This is a genomic window from Pseudomonas sp. HD57-3 (assembly GCF_056113135.1).
The window spans coordinates 1203979-1218485 of sequence record NZ_CM148568.1 but is presented as its reverse complement, the minus strand read 5'-3'; the positions used below and the strand labels follow the sequence as shown (position 1 = coordinate 1218485).

Here is a 14507-nt window from a genome sequence, read left to right as displayed (position 1 = left end):
GATGAGCGCCGGTTTTTTTATGCCCGGGATTTGGGTTATCAGGTTTGCGGATCAACCCGATCCAGCGCGCGGTTCACTGCGAGCTCGGCCAGCATGATGATCTGCTGGATACCGAGCGCCGTACTGCGCTGCGGGCCGCTGAGTTCGTTGGCGAAATTGCTGGCGATGGTACTGGCCGACGCCAGGGACTCGCAGGCGTTGGCCAGCAGGCTTTCGGTGTCGACGTTGGGCGTGACCATGTACATCGTGCTCGGGCGCGGTTTGGAAGGGTTGGGGCAGAGATAAAAATCGAGGGCGCGTTTGATGGCTTCGCGGTTGCGAGCGAGGTCTTCGGCGCGCATGGCTTCTTCGAGGGGCGTGGGTGATTCGAGGGGTGGGTCGGGTATCAGCTTATCCATGTAGCAATTTCTCCAGGTTATGGAGCCACTTTTTCCCGATCTCACTCGAAGAAGAGGTGGCAGCTATGTACGGGGTGAGATCACCGGTATGGACACCCGGCAGGACATTCGTCCACCCGCACACAGCCGCCATAAAGAATCGCTGACAGTCTAAGCTGGCGGCGATTATGAAGGGGCTCGCACAAGTATCCAAATGAATAGCCGGGATCTCACTCCCGGTCGCTGAATTGGCAGCGACAACCAAAGACTAGAGACCGTGCTTCCGACGGACAACCTGAAAACATTGTGGGAAGGTTCGGTGAATCCCACACATCTTTAAACATCCGAAAATGGAACGCGGAGCGTCCCGGGCTGCATTCCCACGCGGAGCGTGGGAACGATCAAACAGTCCGTAGTTGCCTTCAGCTTTCTGCTTTCCGCTTCTCGCTTCTCGCTTCTCGCTTCTCGCTTCTCGCTTCCCACCACTCAACACGATGAGCGTTAGCTCGAGTACCGCTTTTGACGTGCCGGCCCCATCGGAAGGCTGAGTGGAGGGATTCATCCGGGGGTGGGAGCGCAGCGACCGTGCGGCGAAGCCGCATGCATCGAGAGGAGGTGCAGCGAAGCAAACCGTAGGCGATGCCCCCGGATGAATACCTGAACGAAGGAACCCCGAGCCCCAGCGAGGGGCCGAACGCCGGGGCCCAAGACCTTTGGTTACTTTGGGGCGTTTGCCAAAGTGACCCGCCGTAAGGGCGGAACCATAAGAAGCCGTTACCGCAGCAACGGATATGCCCCCAACCACCCCAGATATACCGAGACAGACACCTCACCTAGAAAAACGATATTTCCGCGTCCCCCAGCACCCCAGCTACCCTCCCCCACCACAACCACCTCAAAACCCACGGGCCAGACATGCAAAGACTCACCCTGAAACCACTCCTGATCACCCTCGCCCTGGCAACTACCGCACCCTTCGCAAACGCCGCAACAACCCTGGTCTACTGCTCCGAAGCCAGCCCCGCAGGCTTCGACCCAAGCCAATACACCAGCGGCACCGACTTCGACGCCTCCGCCGAAACCGTCTTCAACCGCCTGACCCAATTCAAACGCGGCGCCACCGAAATCGAACCCGGCCTGGCGACGAATTGGGACGTAACCCCGGACGGCCTCCAATACACCTTCCACCTGCGCCAAAACGTAAAATTCCACACCACCGACTACTTCACCCCGACCCGAACCTTCAACGCCGACGACGTCCTCTTCACCTTCCAGCGCCTGCTCGACCCGGAGAACGCCTTCCGCAAGGCCTACCCCGCCGAATCCCCGTACTTCACCGACATGGGCCTCAACACCACGATCAAATCCGTGGAAAAGCTCGACGAAAACACCGTGCGCTTCAACCTGAACAACGTCGATGCAGCCTTCGTGCAAAACCTCGCCATGAGCTTCGCCTCGGTGCAATCGGCCGAATACGCCGCCCAACTGTTGAAGGAAGGCCACGCCGCCGACCTCAACCAAAAACCGATCGGCACCGGCCCGTTCGTGTTCAAGCGCTATCAGAAGGACGCGCAGATCCGCTACGCAGCGAACAAGGACTACTGGAAACCCGAGGACGTGAAACTCGATAACCTGGTGTTCTCGATCACCCCGGACGCCGCCGTACGCCTGCAAAAGCTCAAGACCGGCGAATGCCAGGTCAGCGGCTACCCGCGCCCGGCCGACATCGAAGTGATGGAAAAGGACCCGAATCTGCGGGTGTTGAAGCAGGCCGGTTTCAACCTCGGCTTCCTCGCCTACAACACCACCCACCCGCCGCTGGATCAGCTCAAAGTGCGCCAGGCACTCGACATGGCGATCGACAAACCGGCGATCATCAAGGCGGTTTACCAGAGTGCCGGGCAGCTGGCGCAAAACGCCTTGCCGCCAGCGCAATGGTCGTTCGATCCGAACATTAAAGACGCGCCGCACGACCCGGTAAAAGCCAAGGCGCTACTCAAGGAAGCCGGGGTTGCACCCGGTACAACCATCAACCTCTGGGCCATGACCGTGCAGCGCGCTTCGAACCCGAATGCGCGGATGTCGGCACAGATGATCCAGCAGGATTGGGAGAAGATCGGTATCAATGCCAACATCGTCAGCTATGAATGGGGCGAGTACATCAAGCGCGCCAAGAACGGCGAACACGACGCGATGATCTACGGCTGGACCGGCGACAACGGCGACCCCGACAACTGGCTGGGCGTGCTTTACAGCTGCGCGGCGGTGAAGGGAAGCAACTACGCCAAATGGTGCGATCCGGCCTACGACAAGCTGGTGCAGCAGGCCAAGGTGTCCACCGATAAATCGCAACGGGTAAAACTGTATCAACAGGCGCAACTGATCCTTAAACAGCAGGTGCCGATCACGCCGATCGCCAACTCCACGGTGTTCCAGCCGCTGCGCAAGGAAGTCACCGACTTCAAGATCAGCCCGTTCGGTCTAACCCCCTTCTATGGCGTGGGTATAAATAAGTAACACCCGGCCCCAATCCGGCGCGCACAACGTGACCAATGCACCGTTTTGGGGCTTCGTTTGCACCGTAAAAACCGTCCGCAAACGGTCAAATGCGTCAGAAGTTATACGGATGCGACATTAAGGTACGTTCGTGCCACGCTTTGACGCCGCCGAGCGCTCTGGATCTTGCATTGGGTATGGGCCCTGCATAAGTATCCGCAGGCACGACTCACGAGGTCGTACCTCACAACTAAAAAATGACAACAAATCATGAGGCCAACATGCTTAAACACGCGGTCATTCCGTTTTTAGTCGGCGCAGGCTTGTTAGCCTCCGCACCTTTCGCCACCGCTGCGACTAACCTGGTGTTCTGCTCCGAAGGCAGCCCGGCCGGTTTCGATCCAGGCCAATACACCACCGGAACCGACTTCGACGCCTCAGCCGAAACCATGTTCAACCGTCTGACCCAGTTCGAGCGTGGCGGTACCGCCGTGATTCCTGGTCTGGCGACCAAGTGGGACATCTCGGATGACGGCCTGACTTACACCTTCCACCTGCGTGAAGGCGTCAAGTTCCACACCACCCCGTATTTCAAGCCGACTCGTGAGTTCAACGCCGACGACGTGCTGTTCACCTTTAATCGCATGATTAACAAGGATGACCCGTTCCGTAAGGCGTACCCGACCGAATTCCCGTACTTCACCGACATGGGGATGGATACCAACATCACCAAGATCGATAAAGTCGACGACCACACCGTCAAGTTCACCCTGAAAGAAGTCGACGCCGCGTTCATCCAGAACATGGCCATGAGCTTCGCTTCGGTACAGTCCGCCGAGTACGCAGCCCAGCTGCTGAAGCAAGGCAAGGCTGCCGACATCAACCAGAAGCCGATCGGCACTGGTCCGTTCGTGTTCAAGAGCTACCAGAAAGACTCCAACATCCGCTACACCGGGAACAAGGACTACTGGAAGCCTGAAGACGTGAAGATCGACAACCTGATCTTCGCCATCACCACCGACCCGTCGGTACGTATCCAGAAGCTGAAAAAGAACGAGTGCCAGGTCACCCTGTTCCCTCGTCCGGCCGACCTCGCGGCACTGAAAGCCGATCCTACGCTGAAGATGCCTGACCAGGCTGGTTTCAACCTGGGCTACATCGCCTACAACGTGATGGACAAGGTCAAGGGCAGCAACGAGCCTAACCCGTTGGCCGACCTGCGCGTTCGCCAGGCGCTGGACATGGCTGTGAACAAACCACAGATCATCGACTCGGTTTACCAGGGCGCAGGCCAACTGGCTGTCAACGCCATGCCGCCGACCCAGTGGTCCTACGACACCACCATCAAGGACGCCAAGTACGATCCTGAGAAAGCCAAGCAGCTGCTCAAGGAAGCCGGCGTCAAGGAAGGTACCGAGATCGTCCTGTGGGCGATGCCGGTTCAACGTCCGTACAACCCGAACGCCAAACTGATGGCTGAAATGCTTCAGTCCGACTGGGCGAAGATCGGCCTGAAAGTGAAGATTCAAAGCTACGAATGGGGCGAGTACATCAAGCGCTCCAAAGGTGGCGAGAACCAGGGCATGCTGATTGGCTGGAGCGGTGACAATGGTGATCCGGACAACTGGCTCAACGTGTTGTTTGGTTGCGACTCCCTGAGTGGCAACAACTTCTCCAAATGGTGCGACAAGAAATTCGACGGCCTCGTGAAAGAAGCCAAGCGCACCACTGACCAGGCCAAGCGCACCGAACTCTACAAAGAGGCGCAACACGTCCTCAAAGATGCAGTCCCTATGACACCTATCGCTCACTCGACGGTGTATCAACCCATGCGCGCCAACGTGCAGGACTTCAAGATCAGCCCATTCGGCTTGAACTCCTTCTACGGCGTCAGCGTCAGCAAATAAAGAAGCAGCGGCGACGTTTTCAGCGTCGCCGCTGTTTTTTTTGCCGAGAAGTCAGGAATTTGCCTACAGCCTTTTCCAACCGGTCTTACCAGGTTGGTTTAGGACGTGTTGCCTTTTCCTACGAGTCTTTAGGACTCAGCGCATTTACTGCCAGACCCACGGCCCCTACCGTCGGGTTCTGACCAGTGACTGCGTGGGCTATCGGTTTTGCTGCCGTATTGGTTTGAGCTCAATGTCGCCACAACTTCCCTGGACGGGATCGCGGCGCATTGAAAAACACTAAGAAAAGAGGGAGCGTCATGCGCCATACCTTGGTTTTTTCCGCATTGCTGGGCGCCGGCCTGTTGGCCGCCACGTCCGCCAGTTACGCCGCCAGCAACAGCCTGGTGTTCTGCTCCGAAGGCAGTCCGGCCGGTTTCGATACCGCGCAGTACACGACGGCGACCGATAACGACGCCGCCGAGCCGCTGTACAACCGACTGGCCGAGTTCGAAAAAGGCGCGACCAATGTCGTACCGGGCCTGGCAACCAGCTGGGATATTTCCGAGGATGGTCTCAAGTACACCTTTCACCTGCGTGAAGGTGTGAAGTTTCATACAACGCCGTACTTCAAACCTACGCGCGATCTCAACGCCGACGACGTGCTGTTCACGTTTAACCGCATGCTCGATCCGCAACAGCCTTTCCGTAAGGCTTATCCGACCGAGTTTCCGTATTTCAACGGGATGAGCCTCAACAAGAACATCGCCAAGGTCGAAAAGACCGGGCCGCTGACCGTGCAGTTCACGCTCAACAGCGTCGACGCCGCGTTCATCCAGAACATCGCCATGAGCTTCGCCGCCATCCTGTCTGCCGAATACGCCGACAAGCTGCTGGCCGAAGGCAAGCCGAGCGACATCAACCAGAAGCCGATCGGCACTGGTCCGTTCGTGTTCAAGAGCTACCAGAAAGACTCGAACATCCGTTACACCGGCAACCCGCACTACTGGGATCAGAGCCGGGTGAAGCTGAAGAACCTGATTTTCGCGATCAATACCGACGCTTCGGTACGTGTGCAGAAGCTCAAGGCCGGCGAATGCCAGATCACCCTGCACCCGCGCCCTGCCGATGTGCCGGCACTGAAGAACGATCCGACACTGCAATTGATCGAGAAGCCGGGCTTCAACCTCGGCTACATCGCCTACAACGTGCGCCACAAGCCGTTCGATCAGCTCGAAGTGCGTCAGGCGCTGGACATGGCAGTGAATAAACAGGGGATTCTCAACGCTGTTTATCAAGGCGCCGGCCAACTGGCCGTCAACGCCATGCCGCCAACCCAATGGTCCTACGACGACACCATCAAGGACGCCGCCTACAACCCGGAAAAAGCCAAAGAGTTGCTCAAGGCTGCCGGCGTCAAGGAAGGCACCGAGATCACCCTGTGGGCGATGCCGGTACAACGGCCGTACAACCCGAACGCCAAACTGATGGCCGAGATGCTCCAGGCCGACTGGGCCAAGATCGGTCTGAAAGTGAAGATCGTCAGCTACGAATGGGGCGAGTACATCAAGCGCACCAAGAATGGCGAGCACGACGTCAGCCTGATCGGCTGGACCGGTGACAACGGGGACCCGGACAACTGGCTCGGCACGCTGTACAGCTGCGACGCCATCGGCGGCAACAACTACTCCATGTGGTGCGATCCGGCTTACGACAAGCTGATCAAGCAGGCCAAGGTCGTCACCGACCGCGATCAGCGCACCGTGCTCTACAAACAGGCCCAGCAACTGCTCAAGCAGCAAGTGCCGATCACGCCTGTCGCTCACTCGACGGTCAACCAGCCACTGAGCACCAAAGTCGAAGGGTTCAAGGTGAGCCCGTTTGGTCGCAACGTGTTTTCGGGTGTCAGCATCGATTAAACACAAAACCGATTAGCCGCAATGCTGAGGGGGCCGTCTACCCCCTCACGCAAGCGCTTTGCCGAAATTCGCCAATCAGGCCTTTTGCAAACGTTTGCGATGTGTGAATGAGTTCTAAACCAATAACCGGCCAACCCAAAAAAGCCGGCATAAAAAGAAAGTAAAGGAGCTTCACCCATGAAACTGAGCAATACCGCGATATTGGCCTTGGCCATCAGCAGCATCACCGCCACGGCTTACGCGGAAACCCAAAGCCAGGCGTTCACCCCGGTGACCGTCAACGAGAAGAGCGCCCAGGCTGAAGCCACCGGCTTCCTCGAAGGTCAGTCGATCAGCGGCTCGACCCGTAACTGGTACGCCAACGAACAACTGAAACGCGGCGGCAAGTTCACCTATCGCAAGGATGGCGTGGCCACCCCGACCGATCGTCGTATCAACTGGGTGCAAGGCACCATCGTCAAGTACAACTCGGGCTTCACCGAAGGCACCGTCGGTTTCAGCACCGAAGTGGCGGCGTACAACGCCATCGCGCTGGAGCGTGACCGCGAGAACCTGGCGTCCAACAACGGTGGCGCACCGGGCACCCGTCCAGGCGCGGGCAACAACCGTACCCTGACCCGTGAAGGCGGCGAAGCCCAGGGCCAGTGGAGCAAAGTCGGCCTAGCCAACGTCAAGGCGCGCATCTCCAACACCACCCTGACCGCCGGCCGCATGAACTTCAGCAGCCCGCAGGTCGACGTGATCGGCAACCGTCCGCTGCCATCGAGCTTCGAAGGTATCGCGATCCACAGCGAAGAGCTGAACAACCTGTCCTTCGACCTGGCCTCGTTCGACCGCGTTTCGCCGCGTACCGAAGAAAGCCTGAGCAAGTTCCGCTCCGAATACGGCGCGATCGATGCCGAAGCCGACCACGTTCACACCGGCGGCATCTCGTACCAGCCGTTCGCCAGCCTGACCACCAGCCTGTGGGGCACCCAGGCCGAAGACCTGTGGAACCAGTACTACTTCGGCGCCACCCACGTGCTGGGTGACAGCTCGGTTCTGGCTCTGACCACCGGTCTGAACTACTACAAGACCGTGGACGAAGGTAAGAAGAAACTGGGTGAAATCGACAACGACACCTACTCCCTGTCGTTCGGTCTGACTCACCAGGCGCATACCCTGACCTTCTCCTACCAGGAAGTGAACGGTAACGAGTACTTCGACTACCTGCACGAAACCAACGGCATCTACCTGGCCAACTCCCTGCTGTCGGACTTCAACGGCCCGAACGAGAAATCCTTCCAGGTGGCCTACGGTCTGAACATGGCCGAATACGGCGTGCCAGGCCTGAAGTTCAACATCTACCAGGCCCGCGGCTGGGGCATCGACGGCACTCACTACAAGGGTGGCGGCTACGATGGCGTGCAGTCGATGGACGGCGAGCACCACTATGAATACGGCATCGGTGCCGCTTATGCGGTACAGAGCGGTCCTCTGAAAGCCACCACCGTTCGTGCGACCTACACCGCGCACCGCGCGAGCGAGAATCAGGCTGACGGCAGCATCAATGAGTTCCGTCTGGTGACCACCGTTCCATTCAACATCCTGTAAAACGCCAGCCGACGGCTGACTCAGTGACGAGTCGGCCGTTCGGCTTTTTGTCTTCAACCGATTGCAGAGGGTTCTTGATGAAAATGCTTCCCCTACGTGCGGCCATCGCGGCTGCGTTGCTGAGTGTCGCTGTCGGCGTCTCGGCCAAACCCTTGGTGGTCTGCACCGAAGCCAGCCCGGAAGGCTTCGATATGGTCCAGTACACGACTGCAGTCACTGCCGACGCGGTGGCCGAAACCATCTTCAACCGTCTGGCGGACTTCAAGCCCGGCACCACCGAAGTGATTCCGGCGCTGGCCGAATCCTGGGACATCAGCGAAGACGGCCTGACCTACACGTTCCACCTGCGCAAAGGCGTCAAGTTTCACACCACCGAATATTTCAAGCCGACCCGCGACCTGAACGCCGACGATGTGGTCTGGAGTTTCCAGCGTCAGCTGGACCCGAATCACCCGTGGCACAAGCTGTCGAGCGTGGGCTTCCCGTACTTTGAAAGCATGGGCTTCAAGGAACTGCTGAAAAGCGTCGAGAAAGTCGACGACAACACCGTCAAGTTCACCCTGACCCGTCGCGAAGCGCCGTTCCTGGCCGACATCGCCATGGCGTTCTCCTCGATCTACCCGGCCGAATACGCCGACCAGTTGCTCAAGGCCAACAAGACTGGCGACCTGAACAACAAACCGGTCGGCACCGGCCCGTTCATCTTCCAGCGTTACGCCAAGGACGCCCAGGTACGCTTCAAGGCCAACCCGGACTACTTCCGCGGCAAGGCGCCGGCTGACGCGCTGATCCTGGCGATTGCCACCGACAACAACGTGCGTTTGCAGAAGCTCAAGGCCAATGAGTGCCAGATCGCGCTGTATCCGAAACCGGATGACATCCCGAGCATCAAGAAAGACAGCAACCTGAAAGTCGATGAAATGGACGCGATGACCGTCTCGTACATCGCCATGAACACCACACACAAGTACATCAGCGACGTGCGGGTGCGCAAAGCGATCGACATCGCCTTCGACAAGGAAGCCTACGTCAACGCCCTGTTCGGCAAAGGCAACGCGTCGGTCGCGGTCAACCCGTACCCGCCGACCCTGCTGGGCTACAACCACGACCTGAAGAACCCGCCACGCGACCTCGACGCCGCCCGCAAGCTGCTCAAGGAAGCCGGCGTACCGGAAGGCACCGTGTTTACTCTGTTTACCCGCAACGGCGGCGGCCCGACCAACCCGAACCCGATGCTCGGCGCACAAATGATGCAGGCTGACCTGGCGAAAGTCGGGATCAAGATCGACATCCGCGTGATGGAATGGGGCGAGATGCTCAAACGCGCCAAGGCTGGCGAGCACGACATGGTTTCGGCCGGATGGGCGGGCGACAACGGCGACCCGGATAACTTCCTGACGCCTATGCTCAGTTGCGAAGCGGCCAAGAACGGCGAAAACTACGCTCGCTGGTGCAACGAGAAATTCCAGGCCCTGCTCGACGAAGCACGGGCTAAAGTAGATCCGGCCGAACGCGCCAAACTGTATGAAGAAGCGCAAGTCATCTTCAATCAGGACCAACCGTGGATCAGCATGGCCCACACCCGCATGTTCACCGCAATGCGCAACAACGTAGAGGGTTATCACATCAGCCCTCTGACAACCAATAACTTCGCCACCACCCAGGTGAAGTAGATAAGAAACTCCCGGCGCCCCTGACCCCAGGGTCGCCGGGCACGCCTAACCGGCTGATGAGGTACCACACACGATGTTTAGTTTTATTGCCCGCCGACTGGGGTTGTTGATCCCCACGTTTTTCGGCATCACCTTGCTGACTTTCGCGTTGATTCGCATGATTCCCGGCGACCCCGTGGAAGTGATGATGGGCGAACGTCGGGTCGACCCCGAAATGCACGCTCAGGCAATGGAACGCCTCGGTCTGAACAAACCGCTGTACGCCCAGTACCTGGACTACATTGGCAAACTGGCCCAAGGCGACCTCGGCGAATCCCTGCGCACCCGTGAGAGCGTATGGACCGAGTTCACCTCCCTCTTCCCGGCGACCCTGGAACTGTCCATGGCCGCCCTGCTGTTCGCCGGTATCCTGGGCCTGCTGGCCGGGGTGATCGCGGCCCTCAAGCGAGGATCCCTGTTCGACCACGGGGTGATGGGCATCTCCCTCGCGGGTTATTCGATGCCGATCTTCTGGTGGGGCCTGATCCTCATCATGTTCTTCTCGGTGAGCCTGGGCTGGACCCCGGTGTCCGGGCGGATCGACCTGCTTTACGACATCGAGCCGCGCACCGGCTTCATGCTGATCGACACCCTGCTGGCCGATGACATGGGCGCGTTCCTCGATGCCCTGCACCACCTGATCCTGCCGGCCATCGTGCTCGGCACCATTCCGCTGGCGGTGATCGCGCGGATGACCCGTTCGTCGATGCTCGAAGTACTGCGTGAAGACTACATCCGCACCGCCAAGGCCAAAGGCCTGTCGCCGTCGCGCGTGGTGTTCGTGCACGGCCTGCGCAACGCGCTGATCCCGGTACTGACCGTGGTCGGCCTGCAAGTCGGCACCCTGCTGGCCGGTGCGGTCCTGACCGAAACCATCTTCTCCTGGCCCGGCATCGGTAAATGGCTGATCGAAGCCATCGGCGCCCGGGACTACCCGGTTGTGCAAAACGGCATCCTGTTAATCGCCTGCCTGGTGATTCTGGTCAACTTCGTGGTGGACATCCTCTACGGCTTTGCCAACCCACGCATCCGTCATCAGCGCTGAGGTCAATACCCATGAGCACTCCAACTTCCTCAGTAGCCACCGCTGCCACCGCCGTGGATCAAAGTCTGCTGTACCCGTCACCGTACAAAGAGTTCTGGCAAGCCTTCGCCAAGAACAAGGGCGCCGTCGCCGGCCTGCTGTTCATGCTGCTGGTGATTTTCTGCGCGATCTTCGCGCCGTGGGTCGCCCCGCATAACCCGAGCGAGCAATACCGCGACTTCCTGCTGACGCCGCCGGCGTGGCTCGAAGGCGGGCAGATGCAGTTCCTGCTCGGCACCGATGAACTGGGTCGCGACCTGCTGTCGCGTCTGATCCAGGGTTCGCGCCTGTCGCTGCTGATCGGTCTGTCGTCGGTGGTGATGTCGCTGATCCCGGGGATCCTGCTGGGTCTGTTTGCCGGTTTCTTCCCGAAAATGGTCGGCCCGACCATCATGCGTCTGATGGACATCATGCTGGCCCTGCCATCGCTGCTGCTGGCCGTGGCGATCGTCGCCATCCTCGGCCCTGGCCTGATCAACACCGTGATCGCGATTGCCGTGGTTTCGCTGCCGTCCTACGTGCGTCTGACCCGTGCCGCCGTGATGGGTGAGCTGAACCGCGACTACGTGACCGCCGCGCGCCTGGCCGGTGCCGGTCTGCCGCGCCTGATGTTCATCACCGTGCTGCCGAACTGCATGGCACCGCTGATCGTTCAGGCGACCCTGAGCTTCTCCTCGGCGATCCTCGATGCCGCCGCCCTGGGCTTCCTCGGCCTCGGCGTCCAGCCGCCAACCCCTGAGTGGGGCACCATGCTGGCTTCGGCCCGCGACTACATCGAACGCGCCTGGTGGGTGGTGAGTCTGCCTGGTTTGACCATTTTGCTCAGCGTGCTGGCAATCAACTTGATGGGCGACGGCCTGCGCGATGCGCTGGACCCGAAACTCAAGAACGCCGCCTGAGGAGATTCCCATGTCACTGTTAGAAATCAAGAATCTCAACGTTCGCTTCGGCGACAAGAACGCCACCCCGGTCGTCGACGGCCTCGACCTGAAAGTCGACAAGGGCGAAGTTCTGGCGATCGTGGGCGAGTCGGGTTCCGGCAAGTCCGTGACCATGATGGCGCTGATGGGCCTGATCGAGCACCCGGGGATCGTCACCGCCGACTCGCTGAGCTTCGACGGCAAGAACATGCTCAAGCTGAACAACCGCCAGCGTCGGCAGATCGTCGGCAAAGACCTGGCGATGGTGTTCCAGGACCCGATGACCGCGCTGAACCCGAGCTACACCGTCGGTTTCCAGATCGAAGAAGTGCTGCGCCTGCACCTGAAAATGTCCGGCAAGCAAGCGCGCAAGCGTGCGATCGAGCTGCTGGAAAAAGTCGAAATCCCGGGCGCCGCCAGCCGTATGGACGCCTACCCGCACCAACTGTCCGGCGGTATGAGCCAGCGTGTGGCAATTGCCATGGCGATTGCCGGCGAGCCGAAACTGCTGATCGCGGACGAGCCGACCACTGCACTCGACGTGACGATTCAGGCACAGATCATGGATCTGCTGCTGGCGTTGCAGAAAGAGCAGAACATGGGCCTGGTGCTGATCACCCACGACCTCGCCGTCGTGGCCGAAACCGCCCAGCGCGTGTGCGTGATGTACGCCGGTCAAGCCGTTGAAGTCGGTCAGGTGCCGCAACTGTTCGACATCCCGGCCCACCCGTACAGCGAAGCGCTGCTCAAGGCGATTCCGGAACACAGCCAGGGTGCCGAGCGTCTGGCCACCCTGCCAGGCATCGTTCCCGGCCGTTACGACCGCCCGCAAGGCTGCCTGCTGTCGCCGCGCTGCCCGTACGTGCAGGACAGCTGCCGCGCGCAGCGTCCGACCCTTGACCCGAAAAGCAACAGCCTCGCCCGCTGCTTCTATCCGTTGAACCAGGAGGTGGCGTAATGGCCGTCGTACTTACCGCCCGCGACCTGACCCGTCACTACGAAGTCTCCCGTGGCCTGTTCAAGGGCCATGCGACCGTACGCGCCCTGAACGGCGTGTCGTTCGAGCTGGAAGCCGGCAAGACCCTCGCCGTCGTCGGTGAATCGGGCTGCGGCAAATCCACCCTTGCCCGCGCCCTGACCCTGATCGAAGAGCCGTCGTCCGGCTCGCTGAAAATCGCCGGGCAGGAAGTGGCCGGCGCCGACAAGGCTCAGCGCAAACAACTGCGCAAAGACGTGCAGATGGTGTTCCAGAGCCCATACGCGTCGTTGAACCCACGGCAGAAAATCGGCGATCAACTGGCCGAACCGCTGTTGATCAACACCAACCTGTCGGCCGCCGAGCGTCGCGAGAAAGTCCAGGCGATGATGAAGCAGGTCGGCTTGCGTCCCGAGCACTACCAGCGTTATCCGCACATGTTCTCCGGTGGTCAGCGTCAGCGTATCGCGCTGGCCCGCGCCATGATGCTACAACCGAAAGTGCTGGTGGCGGACGAACCGACCTCGGCGCTGGACGTGTCGATCCAGGCGCAGGTGCTGAACCTGTTCATGGACATGCAGCAGGAGTTCAACACCGGTTACGTGTTCATCTCGCACAACCTGGCGGTGGTGCAGCACGTGGCGGATGACGTGATGGTGATGTACCTCGGTCGCCCGGTGGAAATCGGTCCGAAGCACGACATCTATGCCCGTCCTCTGCACCCGTACACCCAGGCGCTGCTGTCGGCAACTCCGACCATCCACCCGGATCCGGACAAGCCGAAAATCAAGATCGTCGGCGAGCTGCCCAACCCGCTGAACCCGCCGCCTGGCTGCGCGTTCCACAAGCGCTGCCCGTACGCCACCGCGCGTTGCAGCAGCGAGGAGCCGGCCCTGCGCCAGCTCGATACGCGTCAGGTCGCGTGCCACTACGCCGAGCAGTTCCTCGACGGCGCGGCATAAAAAACCCGCCCCGTTTCCCGGGGCGGGTTGTTGATGAGTTGACCAAACCCCTTCTGCCCCGATTGCGCATCGATCGGGAAAGAAGGGGTTTTCTTTTGCGCGGAATCTACGTCTGGCTGTCGCCTTCGTCCGCATCGTCGGTGTCCGGCTCATCGGTGGTCGAGTCGTCATCGTCGGCGCTGCCACCCTGGCCCTGATCGCCCGGCTCGGATTCGGACTTGGCCAGCATCAGCGCGCTGTGCCCCACCTGCCCGCTGGAAGCCTGGGTATCGTGATCCTCGCACTCGGCCCAGGCCGTCGCGGTGCCGAGGGACAGCATCACCATCACTTTCAACAGCAGCAAAACGCGTAGCAACCTGTTTTTCATAGCCGAGTCCATCCTGTTCCAGGTGAGAAATTCATGCTGACCTGACGCTGATTGAAATCTAGTTCCGATCCGCCGGGTTCACCAGATAGGACGCTAACCAATGCCCGGAAATGCCATGCGTGGACAGACCGCTTTCGAATAACGCTCATAACCGGATCGGCTAAGCGAGGTCGTCTATCTGGAGCGCTTGATGAGCAGCCACTAAAAAGCCCCCG

The 14507-nt window shown here is 59.9% G+C and carries 11 protein-coding genes; 9 read left to right on the top strand and 2 right to left on the bottom strand.

Translation table 11 applies throughout. From position 1 onward, the window contains the following. Nucleotides 1–38: 38 nt before the first annotated feature. Nucleotides 39–398 carry a DUF6124 family protein gene (locus AC0R79_RS05315; protein ID WP_474733549.1) on the bottom strand — a complete coding sequence of 120 codons (360 nt, stop codon included), beginning with the start codon at nucleotides 396–398 and terminating at the stop codon, nucleotides 39–41. An 894-nt stretch (nucleotides 399–1292) separates the two neighbouring features. Between AC0R79_RS05315 and AC0R79_RS05310 the strand changes: the two genes are divergently transcribed. The 9 genes from AC0R79_RS05310 to AC0R79_RS05270 all read left to right on the top strand — a co-directional run bounded on the left by AC0R79_RS05310 (nucleotide 1293) and on the right by AC0R79_RS05270 (nucleotide 13925). Beyond that, entirely contained in the window at nucleotides 1293–2894 is a 1602-nt protein-coding gene (locus AC0R79_RS05310) for an ABC transporter substrate-binding protein (RefSeq protein WP_474733547.1), read from the top strand. Between the two features lie 260 nt (nucleotides 2895–3154). After that, nucleotides 3155–4780 (top strand): ABC transporter substrate-binding protein, encoded by a 1626-nt coding sequence (locus AC0R79_RS05305; protein WP_085608059.1) that lies wholly within the window; start codon nucleotides 3155–3157, stop codon nucleotides 4778–4780. Nucleotides 4781–5079: 299 nt separating this feature from the next. Beyond that, entirely contained in the window at nucleotides 5080–6678 is a 1599-nt protein-coding gene (locus AC0R79_RS05300; RefSeq protein ID WP_474733545.1) for an ABC transporter substrate-binding protein, read from the top strand. Nucleotides 6679–6855: 177 nt separating this feature from the next. Then, nucleotides 6856–8271 carry an OprD family porin gene (locus tag AC0R79_RS05295; RefSeq protein WP_127796912.1) on the top strand — a complete coding sequence of 472 codons (1416 nt, stop codon included), beginning with the start codon at nucleotides 6856–6858 and terminating at the stop codon, nucleotides 8269–8271. Nucleotides 8272–8348: 77 nt separating this feature from the next. Further along, on the top strand, nucleotides 8349–9944 hold the full coding sequence (locus AC0R79_RS05290; protein WP_474733543.1) for an ABC transporter substrate-binding protein: 1596 nt from the start codon (nucleotides 8349–8351) through the stop codon (nucleotides 9942–9944). 73 nt (nucleotides 9945–10017) lie between these two features. Continuing rightward, the gene (locus AC0R79_RS05285) at nucleotides 10018–11028 is read left to right on the top strand and encodes an ABC transporter permease subunit (protein ID WP_042557626.1); all 1011 of its coding nucleotides are present in this window, start codon (nucleotides 10018–10020) and stop codon (nucleotides 11026–11028) included. An 11-nt stretch (nucleotides 11029–11039) separates the two neighbouring features. Further along, nucleotides 11040–11966: an ABC transporter permease subunit gene (locus AC0R79_RS05280; protein WP_273898360.1), complete on the top strand. Its 927-nt coding sequence runs from the start codon at nucleotides 11040–11042 to the stop codon at nucleotides 11964–11966. Nucleotides 11967–11976: 10 nt separating this feature from the next. Then, nucleotides 11977–12945 carry an ABC transporter ATP-binding protein gene (locus AC0R79_RS05275; RefSeq protein ID WP_007953667.1) on the top strand — a complete coding sequence of 323 codons (969 nt, stop codon included), beginning with the start codon at nucleotides 11977–11979 and terminating at the stop codon, nucleotides 12943–12945. After that, complete coding sequence (locus AC0R79_RS05270) at nucleotides 12945–13925, top strand: peptide ABC transporter ATP-binding protein (protein WP_007953682.1); 981 nt, start codon at nucleotides 12945–12947, stop codon at nucleotides 13923–13925. Before AC0R79_RS05275 ends, AC0R79_RS05270 begins: the two co-directional genes overlap by 1 nt. A 106-nt stretch (nucleotides 13926–14031) precedes the next feature. On the opposite strand, the gene AC0R79_RS05265 is transcribed toward AC0R79_RS05270, so the two are convergent. Continuing rightward, nucleotides 14032–14292 carry a hypothetical protein gene (locus tag AC0R79_RS05265; protein ID WP_127796911.1) on the bottom strand — a complete coding sequence of 87 codons (261 nt, stop codon included), beginning with the start codon at nucleotides 14290–14292 and terminating at the stop codon, nucleotides 14032–14034. Nucleotides 14293–14507: the final 215 nt, after the last annotated feature.

What these genes read in the sequence shown, in the direction of transcription:
- AC0R79_RS05290 (WP_474733543.1), top strand. Translation starts at nt 8,349, where the DNA reads ATGAAAATGCTTCCCCTACGTGCGGCCATCGCGGCTGCGTTGCTGAGT.
- AC0R79_RS05295 (WP_127796912.1), top strand. Translation starts at nt 6,856, where the DNA reads ATGAAACTGAGCAATACCGCGATATTGGCCTTGGCCATCAGCAGCATC.
- AC0R79_RS05265 (WP_127796911.1), bottom strand. Translation starts at nt 14,292, where the DNA reads ATGAAAAACAGGTTGCTACGCGTTTTGCTGCTGTTGAAAGTGATGGTG.
- AC0R79_RS05300 (WP_474733545.1), top strand. Translation starts at nt 5,080, where the DNA reads ATGCGCCATACCTTGGTTTTTTCCGCATTGCTGGGCGCCGGCCTGTTG.
- AC0R79_RS05270 (WP_007953682.1), top strand. Translation starts at nt 12,945, where the DNA reads ATGGCCGTCGTACTTACCGCCCGCGACCTGACCCGTCACTACGAAGTC.
- AC0R79_RS05280 (WP_273898360.1), top strand. Translation starts at nt 11,040, where the DNA reads ATGAGCACTCCAACTTCCTCAGTAGCCACCGCTGCCACCGCCGTGGAT.
- AC0R79_RS05285 (WP_042557626.1), top strand. Translation starts at nt 10,018, where the DNA reads ATGTTTAGTTTTATTGCCCGCCGACTGGGGTTGTTGATCCCCACGTTT.
- AC0R79_RS05310 (WP_474733547.1), top strand. Translation starts at nt 1,293, where the DNA reads ATGCAAAGACTCACCCTGAAACCACTCCTGATCACCCTCGCCCTGGCA.
- AC0R79_RS05315 (WP_474733549.1), bottom strand. Translation starts at nt 398, where the DNA reads ATGGATAAGCTGATACCCGACCCACCCCTCGAATCACCCACGCCCCTC.
- AC0R79_RS05275 (WP_007953667.1), top strand. Translation starts at nt 11,977, where the DNA reads ATGTCACTGTTAGAAATCAAGAATCTCAACGTTCGCTTCGGCGACAAG.
- AC0R79_RS05305 (WP_085608059.1), top strand. Translation starts at nt 3,155, where the DNA reads ATGCTTAAACACGCGGTCATTCCGTTTTTAGTCGGCGCAGGCTTGTTA.